We start from the raw sequence: 19,026 nt of genomic DNA on the forward strand, positions 1-19,026 counted from the left end.
GAAGCCCTCGAAGAAGGCCCACTCATCGTCGGATATCAGGTTGCGCGCCAAGCCCATCTCCCAAGCAGAGATGAGCTTGAATCATAGGACGACTGCCAACGGAACCCCTTTTGTCAACACGGCCTAGACCTGAAAGATCGTCTTCAGCGGCAGATGGGTTTTCACAAAGGGCGATTTCATCACCACGAAGCTGAAATACTTGTCGATGCCGATCTCGCGGTCGATCAGCCATTCCATGATCGCCTGATATTCGGTGATCCCCGCGGTGACGAACTTCAAGAGATAGTCGTAACCACCTGAAATCAGGTGGCATTCGATACATTCCTCGACCTTTCCCAGCACCTCCTGGAAACGGGCAAAGTCGATCTGGCGGTGGTTCTTCAGCGTGACTTCGGTAAAGACGGTCAGCGTCGGGCCCAGCTTGGCCACGTCGATCTGGGCCGAATAGCCGGTGATGAACCCCGCCTGCTGCAGCTTCTTGACCCGCATCAGGCAGGGGCTGGGCGACAGATGCACCAGCTCGGCCAGCTCGACATTGGTGATGCGCCCGTTGCGTTGCAGCTCGTGCAGGATGCGGATGTCGATACGGTCGAGTTTCAGCATGGAATGGGCCCCCGGATTGCGGCACAAGCTACGCAGAAAATGCCGCGCCGGCAAGGTTGGGACGGCTCGGCCCGGCCAATCTTGCCGGCATGCCCTGAAATTACGCGCCAGGGCGGCATTGACGCTGCAGCATAAAATTTTGCCCGCCCCCATCCGGCGGCGACTGCATCGCGGTGCGCCCAAGGCGGGGCTTGCGTCACAGGCCGGATCTGCCGCAGATTTGGTCATGCGCCGCCCCGCCGAGACCACGATCCTTGCCGCCCCCCTGCCCGCCGTCATGGCCGCCGGGGCCAGTCCGGCTGCGCTGTCGCCCGAGGAACGGCAGCGGTTGCATGATTTCCTGCGCCCCGCCGACCGCCAACGCAGTCTGGCGGCGCATTGGCTGAAGCGACAGGCCTTGGCGCGGATGACCAAAGAGGCGCCAACCGCGCTGCGCTTTCGCACCGATGACCGGGGCAAGCCGCATCTTTGTGCCGAACCCGGCGGGCTGGGGATCGGCTTCAACATCAGCCATGCCGGGGATTGGGTGGCGCTGGCCGTCAGCCGCGGCGGTGCCGTCGGTGTCGATGTCGAACAGTCCCGGCCCGAGGCGCTGTGGAACGAGGTGCTGCCCGCGATCTCGGCACCGGGGGACGAGGCGCTGGCCGGCCTGTGGCTTTGGACCGCGAAAGAGGCGGTGCTGAAACAGCGCGGCTCGGGCTTTCTGGGCGATCCGCAGGGCGTCGGCATCCGGGCGCGGCATGCGGCGGGCTTTGTCGCCGATCTGCCCGAGGGGCGGTTGCGCGGGGCATGGCGCGCGGCCGATGCCGGCCATCTGCTGGCCGTGGCCAGCGAATCGCCCTGTCGCTGGCGAATCTGTCGCGATGGTGCGATGCTGCGGCAGGCGCTGGCCGCACTGGTCTGAGGGCATCGATCCGGCCAAATTCGCGGCCCGGTTGATGCAGAGCGGCCAGCAAAATCACGAACAAGACATTTTGTTGCATAATTCTAGGTGCAGCTTGCCGAATGTTCTGCATTATCGACATATCGGCGGCCGCTCAGCCGCAGGCAGAACGCAGACAGGGGGGTCAACCGTGACCGATCACCACCTTGCCCTGATCCGGGACCCGATGCGGCGCCTGCCGTATGCCTGTCTGCGCTTCGGCGGGGGGTGGTGACATGACGCTGAGCCTTGATCCCGATGGGCTGACGCGGCTGCTGTGCGGCCTGATCTGGTTTACAATGTCACTGGCCTTCAGTGTCGAGGTCTGCGCCCTGCTGGGCTGGCTGATCGGCGAGGCCGAGCGCGGCGGTTATGTCGGCGCCGTGCTGAACATGATCTTCTGGTGCTGGATCCTGCGGCAGCAATGCCAGCACCCGCGCGATGAATGAGGCGTGATCGCTGCTCCGATTGCGGCGCCGGCCCCCGCGCCCCGGCCGGGGACACTACAACCGGTCGGGGGTCATCACCTGGGCAAATGACGACTTATGGGGTCTATCGGCATGATAGCGCCGTCAGTATTGCGCAGAGCCGGCAGCGAAGCAAACGATTTCAAGTGCATGGCGCAGCACCTTTCGCGCCCCGCCCACGGCCGCGCGCGTTCGCAAATTGAAGGCCAGCGGTCCCGGACCGTCCTTGGGCAGAATTGTCGCAGCCTCTTGCCGGGATCTGGCCGGGCTTGGCCCGTCGCGCTATGGCTGACGGCATGAGCGCACGCCGACCGGCCAGATTCGCTTCGCAGTTCCCGGCGCCGCTGCGCCGGGCGATGGCGCTGGTTCTGGCCCTGCCCTTCGTGCTGCTGTCGCTGCTGGCGCAGGGCACCATGGTGGCCGCCGGGCCGACGCCCGACAGTTTCATGGTCGTGCTTTGCGGCGATCACCGCCCGGTCGAGATGGTGCTGGACGACAGCGGCGATCTTGTGCCCATCGACGAATATCGCGGCACGCATCCGTCCACCCCGCCGCAGGGGGCGCCGGTCTGTGACTGGGCGCTGCATGCCCAGCCGGTGCTGGACGCCGCACCACCGCCGGTCCTGCCGGGGCAGAGGCTTGCCCGCCCCCTTTCCCGCCTGACGGCGCTCCCGCAGCGCGCCGCGCTGGCCGAGACGCCGGCGGCTCTGGCGCGCGGGCCGCCGCTGCTCTGAACCCTGCCGCCGTCCGCCCGGACGAACCCAGCTTCAGAGACGAGAGATATCATGTTTGCATTCCGACCCGCTGCGCCGCTGTTCAGCGCGCTTTTCCTTGGGCTTGCGCTGGCCGCGCCCGCCGTGGCCGATCCCGTGCATCAGGGCGATCTGACCCTTTCCGATGCCTATATGCGCGCCATGCCGCCGCATGCGCCGGTGGCCGGCGCCTATGTCACGATCGCCAATGCCGGCAGCGCACCCGACCGGCTGATCTCGGCCAGCTCGCCGCGCGCCGGGCAGGTCCGCATCGACGAGATGATCATGCAGGGCGAGGTGATGAAGATGCGCGCGCTGCCCGATGGCCTGCCGATCCCGGCGGGCGAAACGGTGACGCTGCAACCGGGCGGCTATCACCTCATGTTCCTTGAGGTGCCGCAATCATTCACCGAGGGTGATACGGTCGAGGCGACGCTGGTCTTTGAACGGGCCGGTCGCGTCACCCTGCCCTTCGAGGTGCGTGCCCGTGCCGCCACCTCCGCCGGCCATGGCGCCGAAACCGGGCATTCGGGTCACTGACGCCCCTTCCCATGCGAGGACATATGTCGGTTTCTGCGAAATCCGCGCCGCCTGCGGTCGGCGATCTTTACCGTGCCGTCTGGCGCTGGCACTTCTATGCCGGGCTGCTGGTGCTGCCCTTCATGATCACGCTGGCGCTGACCGGCGGGTTGTATCTGTTCCATAATGAACTGGACGATTGGTATCACGCCGATCTCAGGCGGGTGCAGGTCCGGCAGGCGCCGCATCTGCCGCCGACCGCGCTGGTCGCCTCGGCTCAGGATGCGGTGCCGGGCACGGCGCTGAAATATCTGGACCCGGTCGATGCCGGCGCCTCGGCCGAAATCACCATCGGCACAGATCGCGGCAAGACCGTGGTCTATGTCGATCCCTATGACGGCACGGTGCTGGGCGCCATGCCCGACCGATCGACGCTGATGTGGACGGTGCGCAAGCTGCACAGCTTCAAGTATTTTGGCACATATGCACGATACCTGATTGAAATAACGGCTGGATGGGCGATCATTCTGGTTGCAAGCGGCATCTGGCTGTGGTGGCCGCGCGGCCAGCAGGGCGGCGTGATCTCCGTCCGGGGCACGCCGCAGCGGCGGGTGTTCTGGCGCGACCTGCATGCGGTGACGGGGCTCTTTGCCGGCGCCTTCATCCTGTTTCTGGCGGTCACCGGCATGCCGTGGTCGGGCGTCTGGGGCGCCAAGGTCAACGAATGGGCCAATGGCACCAATTTCGGCTATCCCGATGGGCTGCGGGTCAACCTGCCGATGTCGGGGCAAAAGCTGAACGATGTCTCGAAAACCACATGGTCGCTGGAGCAGGCGCAGATCCCCGAAAGCACCGGCACCGGGCAGCCGATCTCGCTGGACGAGGCGGTGGCGATCTTTGACCGGCTGGGCCTGCACCGGGGCTATGCCGTGGCCCTGCCCGGCACGCCGCAGGGGGTGTTCACCGGCTCGGTCTATCCCGATGATCTGAGCCAGCAGCGCGTCGTGCATCTGGACCAATACAGCGGCCAGCCGCTTCTGGACATGAGCTATGCCGATTACGGGCCGCTGGGCCGGGCGCTGGAATGGGGCATCAACACGCATATGGGCCAGACCTTTGGCCTGACGAACCAGTTGGTGCTGCTGGCGGTCTGTGCCGCGATCGTGCTGATCGCGGTCTCGGGTGCGGTGATGTGGTGGAAGCGGCGTCCCTCCGGCGCGCTGGGGGTGCCGCCGCTGCCGCAGGACCGCCGGGTGTTTCGCGGCCTGCTGGCAATCCTCGCCATCGGCGGGGTGCTGTTCCCGCTGGTCGGGGTATCGCTTTTGGTGATGCTGGCGCTGGACATGATCTGGATCCGCAGCGCCGGCCGGGTGCAGCCGAGCAAGGCTTAGGCTTGCCCCGGTCCCGGCGTCCGCGCGGGGCGCCGGGGTTCGTCAGCCGGCCTTAGCCGCGCCGGCCAAGGCCCAGCAGCTGATACAGCACCAGCGCGGCCAGCGTCGCCGTGCCGATCCCGCCCATGGCAAAGCTGCCCAGCGTGACCGAGAAATTGCCCGCCCCAAAGATCAGCGTCACGCCGACGGTAAAGAGGTTGCGCGGATCCGAGAAATCGACCTTGTTGTCGACCCACAGCCGGATCATCGCCGCCGCGATCAGGCCAAAGACCGCAATCGCCAGCCCGCCCAGCACCGGCGCCGGGATGGTGCGCAAAAGCGCGCCGAACTTGGGCGAGAACCCCAGCGCGATCGCCACCAGCGCCGCGATGACGAAAACCAGCGTCGAGAACACCCGCGTCACCGCCATCACGCCCATGTTCTCGACATAGGTGGTGACGCCGGTGCCGCCGCCCGCCCCCGATACCATGGTGGCGATGCCGTCGCCCAGAAAACCCCGGCCGATATAGCGGTTCATGTCCTGCCCGGTCATACCGCTGATCGCCTTGATATGGCCAAGGTTTTCGGCCACGAGGATCAGCGCCACCGGCGCGATCAGCGCCATGGCCGAGGCGTGGAACTCGGGCCCGTGCAGCACCGGCACCCCGAACCAGGGCGCGGCGGCCAGCGCGGCAAAGTCGATGCCCGGCAGCAGGCCCAGACCATTGCCCAGCACCAGCACGGCGACATAGCCGATAACGATGCCGATCAGGATCGACACCCGCCGCGTCGCGACCGAGCCATAGGTCGACAGTAGCGCCACCGACAGCAGCGTCAGCAGCGCCACCACCATATGCGGGGTGCTGCCCTGAATGCCCTGCACGCCCACCGGCGCAAGGTTCAGCCCGATGGCCGCGCCGACCGCGCCGGTGACGGCGGGCGGCATCAGCCGCTCAATCCAGCCGGTGCCGGTGGCCATGACGATCAGCCCGATCAGCGCATAAAGCGCGCCGGCCGCAATGATGCCGCCAAGCGCCGACCCGATATTGGCGTTGACGCCGCTGCCGGAATAATCGCTGGCCGCGATCACCACTGCGATAAAGGCAAAGGACGACCCCAGATAGCTGGGCACCCGCCCCGCCGTCAGCACGAAGAAGATCAGCGTGCCGATGCCCGAAAACAGGATCGCAAGGTTCGGATCAAAGCCCATCAGCAAGGGCGCAAGGATGGTCGAGCCCGACATCGCCAAAAGATGCTGCACCCCCATCGGCAGCGCCTGCGGCCATGGCAGACGCTCATCGGGCAGGACGGTGGCCGAGCGGGCGATGGGCCAGCGCGGGAAATAGGACATTCAGGGGCACTCCTTGCGCAAGTCTGGCGGGATGCCTTTTGCCCGGAACGGCCCGGAAACCATTCCGAATCAGGGACATCGGCATAACCGTGTCGCATGTGGTAAAGCCTGCCCCGTCAGCGCGCCAGTCCGCCGTTGCGCCGGTCCCGGGGGCCAGCCAGACGCGTCCTGCGCCCCTGTCTGCGGCCCGAATCCATGCGCCAGGTGCAAAGCTGCCATGCGCCAAGGGGCCAGCAGAACCACGCCCGGATCGACCGCTTTGAAAACAGAAACGATTTCAAAGCGTTCTGGCGGTGTCAGATCCGACCCCGACTCCCATAGGCTAGACCTATCGAATCCTTAGGTCGAATTGATTTCACATATGGCGCCCCGCCGCCTAGTGCTGCGGCCATAAAGCAAGGAGAGCACAGATGGCTGCAATCAACACCAAGATCCTGCCGTTCAAGGCGCAGGCGTTCCGCCAGGGCAAATTCGTCGAAGTGACGGAATCCGACGTGGTCGGGCAATGGGCGGTCTTCTTCTTCTACCCCGCCGACTTTACCTTCGTCTGCCCGACCGAGCTGGGCGATGTGGCCGACCATTACGAAGAGCTGCAAAAGCGCGGTGTGGAAGTGTTCTCGGTCTCGACCGACACGCATTTCACCCATAAGGCCTGGCACGACAGCTCGGACACCATCGGCAAGATCAAATACACCATGGTCGGCGACCCGACGCATGAGATCAGCCGCAACTTCGGCGTGCTGCGCGAAGGACAGGGTCTGGCCGACCGCGCCACTTTCATCGTCGATCCGGATGGCGTGATCCAGGCCATGGAAGTCACCGCCGAAGGCATCGGCCGCAATGCCGAAGACCTGCTGCGCAAGATCAAGGCCGCGCAATATGTCCGCGCGCATCCGGGCGAAGTCTGCCCCGCCAAATGGCAAGAGGGCGAAGAGACGCTGGCCCCCTCGCTGGACCTCGTCGGCAAGATCTGAGCCACAGGACGCGATTTCCGGGGGCGGCTGCCCTGCCCCCGGACCCAGATCCCAAGACCCGACCGGAAAGGACCCGCCATGCTTGACGCGAACATGAAGAGCCAGTTGAAATCCTATCTGCAACGCCTTGAGCGTCCGGTCGAAATTACCGCTTTTGCCGATGATGGCGCGAAATCGCGCGAGATGCTGGCGCTGCTTGACGATATCCGCAGCCTCTCGGACAAGATCACCGTCACCCGCGCCGATGGCGGCGAGCGCATCCCCTCGTTCGCGCTGACCTCGCCCGGGCATGACATCCACCTGACGTTCGCCGGCCTGCCGATGGGGCATGAGTTCACCTCGCTGGTGCTGGCGCTGCTGCAGGTGGGCGGCTACCCGCCCAAGGTCGAACAGGCGCTGCAGGACCAGATCCGCGCGCTGAAAGGCAGCTTCCGGTTCGAGACCTACTTCTCGCTGTCCTGCCAGAACTGCCCGGATGTGGTGCAGGCGCTGAACCTGATGGCGGTGCTGAACCGCGGCATCGAACATGTCGCCATCGACGGCGCGCTGTTCCAGCCCGAGGTCGAGGCGCGTCAGGTCATGTCAGTGCCGACGATCTTCCTGAACGGGGAGGTGTTCGGCGCCGGTCGCATGGGCCCCGAGGAAATTCTGGCCAAGATCGACACCGGCGCGGCGGATCGCGCGGCGCAGGCGATCAACGAACAGGCACCCTTCGAGGTGCTGGTCGTGGGCGGTGGCCCGGCCGGTGCGGCGGCGGCGGTCTATGCCGCGCGCAAGGGCATCCGCACTGGCGTGGTGGCCGAACGGTTTGGCGGTCAGGTGCTGGACACCATGGCCATTGAGAACCTGATCTCGGTTCCCCATACCGAAGGGCCGAAACTGGCCCGCGCGCTGGAAACCCATGTCCGCGAATATGACGTCGAGATCATGAACAATCAGGTCGCGACCAGGCTGGAAGAGGTCGGCGACGGCTTCCGCATCACTCTGGCCTCGGGGGCGGCGTTGAGCGCGGCTTCGGTCATCCTGTCGACCGGCGCGCGGTGGCGGCGCATGGGTGTGCCGGGCGAGGAACAGTATCTGAACAAGGGCGTGGCCTTCTGCCCCCATTGCGACGGCCCGCTGTTCAAGGGCAAGCGCATCGCGGTGATCGGCGGCGGCAATTCCGGCGTCGAGGCGGCGATCGACCTTGCCGGGCTTGCCGCGCATGTCACGCTGATCGAATTCGACAAGATCCTGCGCGCCGATGACGTGCTGCAACGCAAGCTGCGTGGCCTCTCGAACGTCACCGTGCTGACCCAGGCGCGCACCACCGAGGTCAAGGGCGACGGCGCCCGCGTCACCGGCCTTGCCTATGAGGACCGCACCAGTGGCGAGACGCGCGAGCTGGCGCTGGACGGGATCTTTGTCCAGATCGGGCTGGTGCCGAACACCGATTGGCTCAAGGGCACGCTGGCCCTGTCGCCGCGTGGCGAGATCGAGGTCGACCGCTATGGCGCGACCTCGATCCCCGGTGTCTTTGCCGCCGGCGATTGCACGGTCGCGCCTTACAAGCAGATCGTCATCGCCATGGGCGAGGGCGCCAAGGCCAGCCTTGCGGCCTTTGACCACCTGATCCGGCTGCCTGCCGCCGAAAAGGCGGCCTGAGGCGCGGCCGGTGAATCTGCGCGACCTTGCCTATCTGATCGCGCTGGCCGATCATCGCAGCTTTCGTCTGGCGGCCGAGGTCTGCAACGTCAGCCAGCCGACGCTGTCGACACAGATCCGCCGGCTGGAAGAGGAACTGGGCGTCGCGCTGTTCGAGCGCGCGCCGCGCAACCTGATCCTGACCCCGGCAGGCGAGGCGGCAGTGCGCCGCGCGCGGCGCATCCATGACGAGCTGCGCCAGATGCGCGACGAGGCTAGCGGCCATGGTGCCGAGGGCCTGACCCAGCTGCATCTGGGCGTGTTCCCGACGCTGGGCCCCTATCTGTTGCCGCATATCCTGCCGGGGCTGACCGCGCGCTTTCCCAAGCTGGCGCTGAAGCTGACCGAGGAAAAAAGCGCCGAGCTGCTGGCGCAGCTGATCGACGGCCGGCTGGACGCGGTGATCCTTGGCCAGCGGGTCGAGGATGCGCATGTCACCGGCACGCCGCTGTTTCGTGAACCGTTCCGGCTGGCCGTGCCCGCCGCGCATCCGCTGGCCGGCCAGCCCCGCGTCGCGGCCAGCGATCTGGCCGGGCAAAAGCTGATGCTGCTGGAGGAAGGCCATTGCCTGCGCGATCAGGCACTGGACCTGTGCCGCCAGTCGGGGGCCGAGGAATATGACGGGTTTCGCGGCACCAGTCTGGAAACCCTGCGCCATATGGTCATGGCCGGCATGGGGCTGACGCTGATGCCGGCTCTGGCCTGTCTGCACCCGCTGGGACAGCCGCAGATCGCGGCACCGGCCTTTGCCGAGCCGGATCTGGGCCGCGACATCGGGCTTTACTGGCGCAAATCGACGACGCATGGCGCCTTGATGCAGGACATCGCCGGGCTGATGCGGGCGCAGATCCGCGACCTGCTGGCCCCCGCCGCCCCGCCCGCCGGCAAGGCCTAGCGCACCGGCTGTTCCAGCAGCCCGTCAAGGGCAAAGCCCTGATTGGGCTTGACCGTCTTGAGCACGATATAGCTTGACAGGTTGCCGACCTTGGGCCCCATCAGCAGCAATTCGTCCGACAGCATCTGATAGGCCGAGATATCGGGACAGACGAAATGCACCAGATAGTCGATGGGGCCGCTGACCTTGGTGCATTCGGTGACGAAGCGCATGGCAATGACCATGTTCTCGAACAGTTCGAAATCCTCGGGGCCATGCGCCTTCAGCGTGACCGCCGCCACCACATCGACATGACGACAGATCCGTGACAGCGCGATCTGCGTATTATAGCCGGTGATGACGCCCGCCCGCTCCATCCGGCGCACGCGGCTAAGGCAGGGGCTGGCCGACAGCCCGACCGCATCGGCCAATTCCTGATTGGTCATCCGGCCATTGGCCTGCAGGCGTTCCAGAATTTTCAGGTCGATCCGGTCCAGGGCCACGGCGCCGCCGTCATTGTCTTTCATGCTGTTCCGTGTCCGTTGGCGAGCAGGGGTTGGCGCCAAGGGTGAGCGGTCGGCCCGGCAAGGTCAATTGTTTCCCGTTCTCCGGCAAGATCTGCCGCAAGATTTTTCAGCACCGCAGTATTTCGCGTCATGTGTGACAACTACGGCAGGACTCATGGCGGCAGGTTGCGCTAACAATTATTAAAAATCGCCGCACTGCGGCATAATGACAGGGACGTGACATGACAACACCCAGCCTGGGGCAGCGGCTGCTGCGCAAGAAACCCGTTCGGACCTATGTCGCCGAGACCTCTGCCCCCGGAACCGAAGGCGGGCTGCAACGCTCGATCACCCTGTTCCAGCTGACCATGTTCGGCGTCGGCGCCACCATCGGCACCGGGATCTTCTTCGTGCTCAGCGAACAGGTGCCGGTCGCGGGGCCGGCGGTGCTGATCTCGTTTCTGATCGCGGCCTTTGCCGCCGGGCTGACGGCGCTGTGCTATGCCGAGATGAGCTCGATGATCCCGGTCTCGGGCTCGTCCTATTCCTATGCCTATGCCACGCTGGGCGAAGGCGTGGCCTTTCTGGTCGCGGCCTGCCTGATCCTTGAATATGGCATCTCGGCGGCGGCGGTCAGCGTGGGCTGGGCGGAATATCTGCACAACCTGATCTGGAACGTCACCGGGCTGGAACTGCCAAGGCAGCTTTTGACCGCGCCTCTGGTGGCCGAGGGCTATGCCATCCGCTTTGGCGGCGAGGGCTGGATCAACCTGCCTGCCGCCTGTCTGGTGTTCCTGTGCTGCCTGCTGTTGTCGCGCGGCTCCAAGGAATCGGCCAAGGCCAATGCGATCATGGTCTGCATCAAGCTGGGCGTGCTGGCGATGTTCATCATCATCGCGATGACCGCCTTCAAATCAGACAACCTGACCCCCTTTGCCCCGCATGGCTTTACCGGCGTGTCGATGGCGGCGGGCTCGATCTTTTTCACTTTCATCGGGCTTGACGCGGTATCGACCGCCGGCGACGAGGTCGAGAACCCGCGCCGCAACCTGCCGCTGGCCATCGGACTGGCGCTGGTGATCGTCACCGGCTTTTACATCCTTGTCGCGATTGCGGCGCTGGGGGCGCAGGCGCAGGCCAGTTTCGACGGGCAAGAGGCGGGGCTGGCCACCATCTTGCAAAACATCACCGGCTCGCGCCTGCCGGCGATCATGCTGGCGGGCGGGGCGGTGATCTCGGTGTTCTCGGTGACGCTGGTGGTGCTTTACGGCCAGACCCGGATCCTGTTCGCCATGGCCCGCGACGGCATGCTGCCGCGCATCTTCGAGCGGGTGAACCCGCATACGATGACGCCCACGGCCAATACCTTCATTGTTGCGGCCTTCGTCGCCACCATCGCCGCCTTCGTGCCCTCGGGCGTGTTGTGGGATCTGACCTCGATGGGGACGCTGGTGGCCTTTACCGTGGTGTCGATCGGCGTCATCATTCTGCGCTATACCCGGCCCGATGCGCCGCGCGGGTTCAAGGTGCCGCTGTTTCCGGCAGTGCCGATCCTCAGCATCCTGCTGTGCCTTTACCTGATCTCCAGCCTGTCGGCGATCGTGTTCAAATTGACGGGGGTCTGGGTTATTCTGGCGGCGACGCTGTATTTTACCTATTCGATGCGCCACTCGCGGCTCGAAAAAGACGGGGAAGCCTGATGCGCCTGCTTGTCGGTTTCTCGGTGGACAAGGGCGGGCGCGAGGCGCTGCATCTTGCCGCCACGCTGGCGCGATCCTCGGGCGGCTCGCTCGTGGTTGCGACCATCCAGCCCGAGGGCTGGGACCATCCCTCGCCGGCCCGCGTCGATGCCGAATACGTGCAATACCTTGAACGCTTCGCCGCCAAGGCCATGGCGACAGCCAAGGCCGAACTGCCCGGCGACATCGCGGCCGAGGTGGTAATCCGCCATGCCAATTCAGCCGGGACCGGGCTTTGCCGCGCCGCCGAAGAGCTGGGCGTCGATGGCGTCGTGCTGGGCTCGGCCCGCTCGGCGCTGCTGGGGCGCTTTCACGAAGGCACCACCGCGACCGAGATCCTGCACAGCGCCCGCCAGCCGGTGATCCTTGCGCCGCGCGGCTATGTCGCGGCACCGCAGGCGCGGGTCACGCGCGTCACCTGTGCGGTGGCGGCGCAAAGCGATTGTTCGGCGGTGGCAAGCCGCGCGCGCGAATTCGCCAGCGCCCTGGGCGTGCCCTTGCGGCTGGCGACCTTTATCGTGCGCGACAAGCAGATGTATCCGACCGGCGCCGGCTATGACGTGGAAAATCTGGTGTCGAACCAGTTCCGCAGCGCCGCCCTGCAGGCGCATGAGCGCATGTTCGCGGCCCTGCCCGGCGAACGACCGCAAAGCGTGCTGGGTGACGGCCCGACCTGGAAGGCGGCCATCGACAGTCTGGAATGGATGCCCGATGAGCTGCTGGTGATCGGCTCAAGCCATCTCGGGCCGGTGCTGCAGGTCTTTCTGGGGTCGAATTCGGGCAAGATCGCCCGCTTTGCCCCGGTGCCGCGCATGATCGTGCCGCGGCCGCACGACTGATCCCCGGGGCGCATGCCCCCGCCTCTTGCTTTCCCCACATCACGGCCCAAGTGCCAACGGGAGTTCTGAATGAACATCGAATCCACCTCTGTCTATGTCGGTCCCAACGTCCACGCCAATCAGCCGCTGGTGCGGCTGGGGCTGGACGTCAAGCCCGCCTATGCCGAGGCGCTAGAGCGTCAGGGCGTCAAGGTGCTGGACCAGCTGGCCGGGGCGCTGCCGGGGCTGGCACGCGATCAGGCCGACTGGATCGCCGCGCTGCGCGACGGCGCCCCGCTTTCGGTGGGCGATCTGGTCGCCCGGCTGGCGCTTGCGCTGCAACACGCCGCTGGCGTCGACGGCGCGCTGGCATGGTCCAGCCCGACGGACGACCCGGATTTCGTCGAGGTGTTTTACAGCTACGACAATGAGGACATCGGCCTTGAGGCCGGCGAGGTCGCCTGCGACATGCTGGCCGCCATCGCCCGCGCCGAGGGCGACGCCCCGGCGCTGGCCGAGGATGTCGAGGATTTCCTGACCTATGCCGACAAACGCTCGCTGGGCCCTTCGGCGATGGAGCTGGTGCGGGCGGCGCGGGCGCGCGATATTCCGGTTTATCGCCTGAACGACGCCAGCCTGATCCAGGTCGGGCAGGGCAAGTATCAGCAGCGTATCGAGGCCGCTCTGACCTCGAAAACCCCGCATATCGCGGTCGAGATCGCCTCGGACAAGAACCTGTGCAACCAGATCCTGACCGATCTGGGCCTGCCGGTGCCGAAACAGCGGCTGGTCTATGATGCCGACGAGGCGCTGTCGGCGGCCGACCGCATCGGCTATCCCGTGGTCATCAAGCCCCTGGACGGCAATCATGGCCGTGGCGTCACCGTCAATATCACCTCCCCCGAGGGCGTGGCGCCCGCCTTTGACATCGCCGATGCCGAGGGCTCGGCCGTGGTGGTCGAAACCATGCTGCAAGGCGATGATCACCGCCTGCTGGTGGTCGATGGCAAGCTGGTCGCCGCCGCGCGCCGGGTGCCGGGCCATGTCAGGGGCGACGGGCGCCATAGCATCGCCGAACTGGTCGGCATCGTGAATCAGGACCCGCGCCGGGGCGTCGGCCATGAAAACGTGCTGACCCGGCTGGAGCTGGACGAACAGGCCCTGCGCCTTCTGGACGAACGCGGCTATACCCCCGACAGCACCCCCCCCGAGGGCGAAGAGGTCTATCTGCGCAAGACCGCCAATATCTCGACCGGCGGCACCGCAGTGGACTGCACCGATACCATCCATCCCGACAACCGGTTGATGGCCGAACGCGCGATCCGCGCCATCGGGCTGGACGTGGGCGCGGTCGATTTCCTGACCACCGACATCACCCGCAGCTATCGCGAGACCGGCGGCGGCATCTGCGAGATCAACGCCGGCCCCGGCCTGCGCATGCATATTGCCCCCTCCGAGGGCACGCCGCGCGACGTGGGCGGCGCGATCATGGACATGCTGTTCCCGCAAGGCTCGCAGGCGCGCGTGCCGATTGCGGCGCTGACCGGCACCAATGGCAAGACCACCTGCTCGCGCATGCTGGCCCATATCCTGAAGATGGCGGGCCATGTCGTCGGCCAGACCTCGACCGATGCGGTGATGATCGACGGCAATGTGACCGTGAAGGGCGACATGACCGGCCCGGTTTCCGCCCGCATGGTGCTGCGCGACCCGACCGTGGATATCGCCGTCCTTGAAACCGCGCGCGGCGGCATCGTGCGTTCGGGGCTGGGCTATAACTTCTGCGACGTGGGCGCGGTGCTGAACGTCACCTCGGACCACCTTGGGCTGGGCGGCGTCGATACGCTGGACGGGCTTGCCAAGGTCAAGCAGGTGATTGCGCAGATCACGCGCGGCACCGTGGTGCTGAATGCCGATGACGAGCACACGCTGAAGATGGCGGCGGTTTCGCCGGCGCAGCGCATCATGTATGTCACCCGCAACCCCGAACATGAGCTGGTGCGCGAACATATCCGGCTGGGCCAGCCCGCCATGGTGCTGGAACAGGGGCTGAACGGCGATCAGATCGTGATCTATGACAAGGGGCTGCAACTGCCGCTGATCTGGACGCATCTGATCCCGGCGACGCTGGAGGGCAAGGCGCTGCACAACGTGGAAAACGCCATGTTCGCCGCCGGCATGGCCTATGCGCTTGGCAAGACGCTGGACCAGATCCGTTCGGGCCTGCGCACCTTTGACAATACCTTCTTCCAGTCGCCCGGCCGGATGAACGTGTTCGACGAGCATGGCTTCCGCGTCATTCTGGATTATGGCCACAATGAGGCGGCGGTGGGCGCCATGGTCGATCTGGTCGACCGGCTGAAGCCGCGCGGCCAGCGCATCGTCTGCGTCACCTGCCCCGGCGATCGCCGCGACGAGGATGTGACCGCCATCGCCCGCAAGGTCGCCGGCCATTTCGACAGCTATATCTGTCACCGCGACGACAACCTGCGCAACCGCGCCCCCGACGAGATGCCGCGCCTGATGCGGGCCGCGCTGATCGCCGAGGGCGTCGATCCCGCCGCCATCACCATCATCGAGGAAGAGGAACTGGCCCTGGGCGCGGCGCTGGACCGGGCCGGGCGCGACGATCTGATCCTGTTCTTTTGCGAGAACATCACCCGGTCATGGAAACAGATCATCCACTTTACGCCCGCCTTCGGCGCGCCCGAACCCGAGCCGGTCTCCAGCCGGCTGGCCGCCAGCGGCTTTGACGTGCCGGCGGGCTATGTGGTCAGCGCCGATGCGCGCGGCGTCCTGATCGTGCCGCAAGCCTGATCATGGAAAACGTGACGACCCCTCGGCTGGCTGTCATCGGCGGCCGGCTCGAGGATGACAATGCCGCCATCTATGCCCAGATGCACCGCCTGTCGGGCGGGCGCATTCTGGTGTTCCCCACCGCCTCGTCCGAGCCCGTCGAGGTCGGGCAGGAAACCGTCGAGGTGTTCCGCGCCCATGGCTTTGACGCGGCGCTGTCGGCGGTGCATGGCCCGGACGCGGCCAGCGCCGCCCGCGACAAGGCGCAGGTCCAGCTGGTGCAGGACTATGGCAGCGTCTATTTCACCGGCGGCGATCAGGCGCTGATCACCGGCGCGCTGGCGCCCGGCGGTCAGGACAGCCCGGTGCTGACAGCGATCCGCGAGGCGCTGGCCCGGGGCGGGCTGGTCGCCGGCTCCAGCGCGGGGGCGGCGATCATGTCGGGGGCGATGGTTTCGGGCGGGACCTCGCTTGAGGCGGCGACCTGGGGCGTGGTCGAAACGGCCGACGATCCGGGCCTGTTGCTGGCGCGGGGTCTGGGCTTTTTCCCATGGGGCATGGTCGATCAGCATTTCATCAAGCGCGGCCGCTTTGGCCGGCTGGTGGTGGCGATGCAGGCCAGCGGCACCGCCCGCGGCTTTGGCATCGACGAGAACACCGCCCTGATCGTCGAGGGCGACAAGGCCCGCGTGGTCGGCGAATACGGCGTCTTTGTGCTGGACCTGTCGGCGGCGCATGTCGACCGCCGCCGCAAGCTGATCGAGAATATCGGCTTCAGCTATATCGACGATGGCGACGGCTATGACCTGACCACGGGCGAGGTGATCCCGGCCCCGGACAAGCGCCCGGTGCTGGCGCGCGACATCGCCTATCGCGCCCCGGCGCGGTCGCTGCGCAATGTCTTTGGCGCCTATACGCTTTACGACATGATGGCGCGGCTGGTGCTGGGCGACCCCGAGCTTTACCCCGCCGACCGCGCCCGCGCCGTCGAGCCGCGCGCGGGCTATGCCACCAGCGTCGAGATCAGCCGCCCCGGCGGCGCGGCCTTGGCCTTCATGCTGAGCCGCGACCGCGACTTTCGCATGACGGCGGTGGATTTCCGCGCCGCCATGCAGACGCGCAAGCTGAACGCGGCGCAGCTGGCCGCCAACCGCCGCACCGCCCTGTCGCGCGATTACGCGGTCCGGCCGGGCAAGCAGGCGCGGCTGATGATGCTGGGCTCGGCGCCGCTGGCACGCGACAGCCTGCTGTTGACGGAACTGGCCGGCCAATGTCAGGGCCCGGTTGGCGTGCTGGCCGCCGCCTCGTCCGAGCCGCGCCAGACCGCCGAGGATTACGTCCGCAGCCTGCGCGCTCAGGGCGTCGAGGCCATCGACCTGCGCATCACCATCGACAATGTCGACCGCCTTGCCACCGATCAGGCGCTGATCGCCCAGATCGCGGCGCTGCGCACCATCATCCTGACCGGCGGCAACCAGATCCGGCTGGTCGAGACGCTGCTGCATCGCGGCGAGGTGACGCCGATCCTGACCGCCATCGCCCATGCCCATGCTGCCGGCGCCATGCTGGTCGGGGTCAGCGGCGCGGCCTCGGCGCTGTCGGGCTTCATGATCGGCGGCGGCACCTCTTATGAGGCGCTGCGCTTTGGCATCGCCTCGGACATGGGCCGGCGCGGGCTGGTCATTCAGGAAGGTCTGGGCATTTTCGGCGCGGCCATCGTCGATCAGAACATCGCCTCGTCGCGCCGGCTGGGCCGGCTGGCCGTAGCCTGCGCCGAAGAAGGCGCGCGCTTTGGTCTGGGCCTGCTGGAAGGCAGCGGCGTCATCGCCAACCATGACAACAGCCAGCTTGACGTCATCGGTGCGCGCGGCGCAGTGCTGGTCGAGATCGATCAGGTCAAGACCGAGCTGCAGGGCGATGATTTCATCGCCCCCGGCACCCGGCTTTGCTTTGCCGGGCCGGGCGACAGGATCGACATGGCCACCGGCACCGTCACCCGCCGCGCCGATGTCGCGACCTCGGCGCAGGCGCTGGCGGCGCTGGCGGCCGAGCTGATCGGCGATTGCTGTGCCCAAACCCCGACACCCACGGGCGGCGAACTGGCCGGCCATGGGCCGCATATCGCCCTGCGCTTTACCCCCGAGGGGGATGGCACCGGGTTTCTCGACATCGAAAGCATCCGTGACCAACACGGCTGAACCAGAAAGGATATCCCATGTATTTCGACGGAAACGCCCTTGTCGCCCTGCTGGCCGACCCCGCGCTGGCCGCGCAACTGACCGGCTCGCGCCGCTTTGCCTCGCCGTTGTCGGTGCTTGAGGCGGTCAGCGCGCGCCCCGAGGCCGGGCTGGACGGCGTGACGGCGCTGCTGGAGGCGGCCGGGATCGAGCTGCGCGACATGCCGCCGGCGCATCGGCTGATCGAGGCTGCCGGCGCGGCGCCTTTGGCCGCGCTGCACGCGGCTTGCGCGGCCTATTACGAGGCCGAACCCTGGACTGCCGCCTGAGATGGCGCGCGAAAGCCATGCCATCGCGCCGGGGCTGGAGCTGAGCGTCCTGTGCTTTGGCCCCTCCGGCGGGCGCAAGGCCTATCTGCAGGCCGGGCTGCATGCCGATGAATTTCCCGGCATGCTGGTGCTGCGCGCGCTGGCGCGGCGGCTGGCCGAGGCCGAGGCGCGCGGCCTGCTGCGGGCCGAGATCGTGCTGGTGCCGCAGGCCAATCCGATCGGCCTGACCCAGACCGGGACCGGCTTTCTGTTCGGCCGGTTCGAGACCGGTTCGGGCGAGAATTTCAACCGCTGCTATCCCGATCTGTCCGATCTGGGACCGCTGGAACTGGGCGCCGATGCCGCAGCGAATGTCGCCACGATCCGCGCCGCCATGGGCCGGGCCTTGGCCGCGATGCAGCCCGAGGGCGCGCTGGACCGGCTGCGCCACCGCCTGCTGCTGTTGGCCCATGACGCCGATCTGGTTCTGGACCTGCATGCCGACAATCAGGCCGAGCCGCATATCTATGTCGGCCCGGCCCTGTGGCCCGAGGCGCAGGACATCGCCGCCGCCATCGACGCGCGCGCGGTGCTTTTGGCCGAGGTTTCGGGCGGCAACCCCTTTGACGAGGCCTGTTCGGGCCCGTGGTGGGCGCTGGCCGCGCGCCACCCCGAGGCGGTGATCCCGCCCGCCTGTCTGGCGGCAACGCTGGAAATGGGCAGCAATGATGACGTGGACCCTGCCCGTGCCGAGGATCAGGCCGCCGCCCTGCTGCGCGTGCTGGAGGGGCGCGGACTGGTCGAAGGCCCCGGCGGCCAGCCCCGGCTGGGCTGCGAGGCGACGCCACTGGAGGCGATGGCGCAGCTGAAATCGCCGGTGACCGGGCTTGTCGCCTATCATTGCCGGCTGGGCGACAGCCTGCGCGAGGGCGATCTGGTGGCCACGGTGATCGACCCGCTGGGCGAAGAAACCGAGTTGCGCGCCGAGACCTCGGGCCGGCTTTTCGCCCGCCACAGCCAGCCTTATGCCTGGCCCGGCCGCGTGATCGGCAAGATCGCCGGCGCGCACCCCCTGAGCCATCGCAAGCGGCTGCTGCTGACCGATTGAGGCTTGCCCCGGCCCTTGGGGAACAAGGGCCGGGCGCATCGTCTTTTGCAGGCGCCGGT

Annotated in this window: 17 protein-coding genes; 14 read left to right on the forward strand and 3 right to left on the reverse strand. The window is 66.8% G+C overall.

The window, feature by feature from the left end; translation table 11 throughout:
• Positions 1-123: 123 nt before the first annotated feature.
• Positions 124-603, reverse strand: coding sequence for an Lrp/AsnC family transcriptional regulator (locus GL279_RS05110; RefSeq protein ID WP_211371254.1), 480 nt, complete (start codon positions 601-603; stop codon positions 124-126).
• Between the two features lie 226 nt (positions 604-829).
• Here GL279_RS05110 and GL279_RS05115 point away from each other — a divergent pair, with 226 nt between their 5' ends.
• The 5 genes from GL279_RS05115 to GL279_RS05135 all read left to right on the forward strand — a co-directional run bounded on the left by GL279_RS05115 (position 830) and on the right by GL279_RS05135 (position 4,654).
• A complete protein-coding gene (locus GL279_RS05115) occupies positions 830-1,507 on the forward strand; it encodes a 4'-phosphopantetheinyl transferase family protein (protein ID WP_170293923.1) in 678 nt (225 codons plus the stop codon).
• 254 nt (positions 1,508-1,761) lie between these two features.
• Positions 1,762-1,974: a hypothetical protein gene (locus GL279_RS05120; protein ID WP_155063540.1), complete on the forward strand. Its 213-nt coding sequence runs from the start codon at positions 1,762-1,764 to the stop codon at positions 1,972-1,974.
• Between the two features lie 314 nt (positions 1,975-2,288).
• Positions 2,289-2,726 carry a hypothetical protein gene (locus tag GL279_RS05125; protein ID WP_155063541.1) on the forward strand — a complete coding sequence of 146 codons (438 nt, stop codon included), beginning with the start codon at positions 2,289-2,291 and terminating at the stop codon, positions 2,724-2,726.
• A gap of 51 nt (positions 2,727-2,777) precedes the next feature.
• Complete coding sequence (locus GL279_RS05130) at positions 2,778-3,284, forward strand: copper chaperone PCu(A)C (RefSeq protein WP_155063542.1); 507 nt, start codon at positions 2,778-2,780, stop codon at positions 3,282-3,284.
• A gap of 23 nt (positions 3,285-3,307) precedes the next feature.
• A complete protein-coding gene (locus GL279_RS05135) occupies positions 3,308-4,654 on the forward strand; it encodes a PepSY-associated TM helix domain-containing protein (protein ID WP_246175177.1) in 1,347 nt (448 codons plus the stop codon).
• Positions 4,655-4,706: 52 nt separating this feature from the next.
• On the opposite strand, the gene GL279_RS05140 is transcribed toward GL279_RS05135, so the two are convergent.
• Positions 4,707-5,984, reverse strand: a complete 1,278-nt coding sequence (locus tag GL279_RS05140; protein ID WP_155063544.1) for a solute carrier family 23 protein — start codon at positions 5,982-5,984, stop codon at positions 4,707-4,709.
• 410 nt (positions 5,985-6,394) lie between these two features.
• Here GL279_RS05140 and ahpC point away from each other — a divergent pair, with 410 nt between their 5' ends.
• The 3 genes from ahpC to GL279_RS05155 all read left to right on the forward strand — a co-directional run bounded on the left by ahpC (position 6,395) and on the right by GL279_RS05155 (position 9,536).
• Positions 6,395-6,958 carry an alkyl hydroperoxide reductase subunit C gene (gene ahpC, locus GL279_RS05145; RefSeq protein WP_155063545.1) on the forward strand — a complete coding sequence of 188 codons (564 nt, stop codon included), beginning with the start codon at positions 6,395-6,397 and terminating at the stop codon, positions 6,956-6,958.
• A 78-nt stretch (positions 6,959-7,036) separates the two neighbouring features.
• Complete coding sequence (gene ahpF / locus GL279_RS05150) at positions 7,037-8,602, forward strand: alkyl hydroperoxide reductase subunit F (RefSeq protein ID WP_155063546.1); 1,566 nt, start codon at positions 7,037-7,039, stop codon at positions 8,600-8,602.
• Between the two features lie 10 nt (positions 8,603-8,612).
• Positions 8,613-9,536 carry a LysR substrate-binding domain-containing protein gene (locus GL279_RS05155; RefSeq protein WP_211371255.1) on the forward strand — a complete coding sequence of 308 codons (924 nt, stop codon included), beginning with the start codon at positions 8,613-8,615 and terminating at the stop codon, positions 9,534-9,536.
• Here the strand turns inward: GL279_RS05155 and GL279_RS05160 are convergent.
• Positions 9,533-10,042, reverse strand: coding sequence for an Lrp/AsnC family transcriptional regulator (locus GL279_RS05160; RefSeq protein WP_155063548.1), 510 nt, complete (start codon positions 10,040-10,042; stop codon positions 9,533-9,535). The two genes, GL279_RS05155 and GL279_RS05160, sit on opposite strands and share 4 nt — an antisense overlap.
• A 221-nt stretch (positions 10,043-10,263) precedes the next feature.
• Between GL279_RS05160 and GL279_RS05165 the strand changes: the two genes are divergently transcribed.
• From GL279_RS05165 to GL279_RS05190, 6 genes are all read left to right on the forward strand, one after another.
• Positions 10,264-11,721, forward strand: a complete 1,458-nt coding sequence (locus tag GL279_RS05165) for an amino acid permease (protein WP_155063549.1) — start codon at positions 10,264-10,266, stop codon at positions 11,719-11,721.
• Positions 11,721-12,599, forward strand: a complete 879-nt coding sequence (locus GL279_RS05170) for a universal stress protein (RefSeq protein ID WP_155063550.1) — start codon at positions 11,721-11,723, stop codon at positions 12,597-12,599. Before GL279_RS05165 ends, GL279_RS05170 begins: the two co-directional genes overlap by 1 nt.
• A gap of 69 nt (positions 12,600-12,668) precedes the next feature.
• On the forward strand, positions 12,669-15,395 hold the full coding sequence (gene cphA, locus GL279_RS05175) for a cyanophycin synthetase (RefSeq protein WP_155063551.1): 2,727 nt from the start codon (positions 12,669-12,671) through the stop codon (positions 15,393-15,395).
• 2 nt (positions 15,396-15,397) lie between these two features.
• Positions 15,398-17,572: a cyanophycinase gene (locus GL279_RS05180; RefSeq protein WP_155063552.1), complete on the forward strand. Its 2,175-nt coding sequence runs from the start codon at positions 15,398-15,400 to the stop codon at positions 17,570-17,572.
• Positions 17,573-17,589: 17 nt separating this feature from the next.
• On the forward strand, positions 17,590-17,880 hold the full coding sequence (locus GL279_RS05185; protein WP_155063553.1) for a hypothetical protein: 291 nt from the start codon (positions 17,590-17,592) through the stop codon (positions 17,878-17,880).
• 1 nt (position 17,881) lies between these two features.
• Positions 17,882-18,967, forward strand: coding sequence for a succinylglutamate desuccinylase/aspartoacylase domain-containing protein (locus GL279_RS05190; RefSeq protein ID WP_155063554.1), 1,086 nt, complete (start codon positions 17,882-17,884; stop codon positions 18,965-18,967).
• The last annotated feature ends 59 nt before the right edge of the window (positions 18,968-19,026 follow it).

It is taken from the genome of Paracoccus limosus (genome assembly GCF_009711185.1).
GTDB classification, from domain to species: domain Bacteria; phylum Pseudomonadota; class Alphaproteobacteria; order Rhodobacterales; family Rhodobacteraceae; genus Paracoccus; species Paracoccus limosus.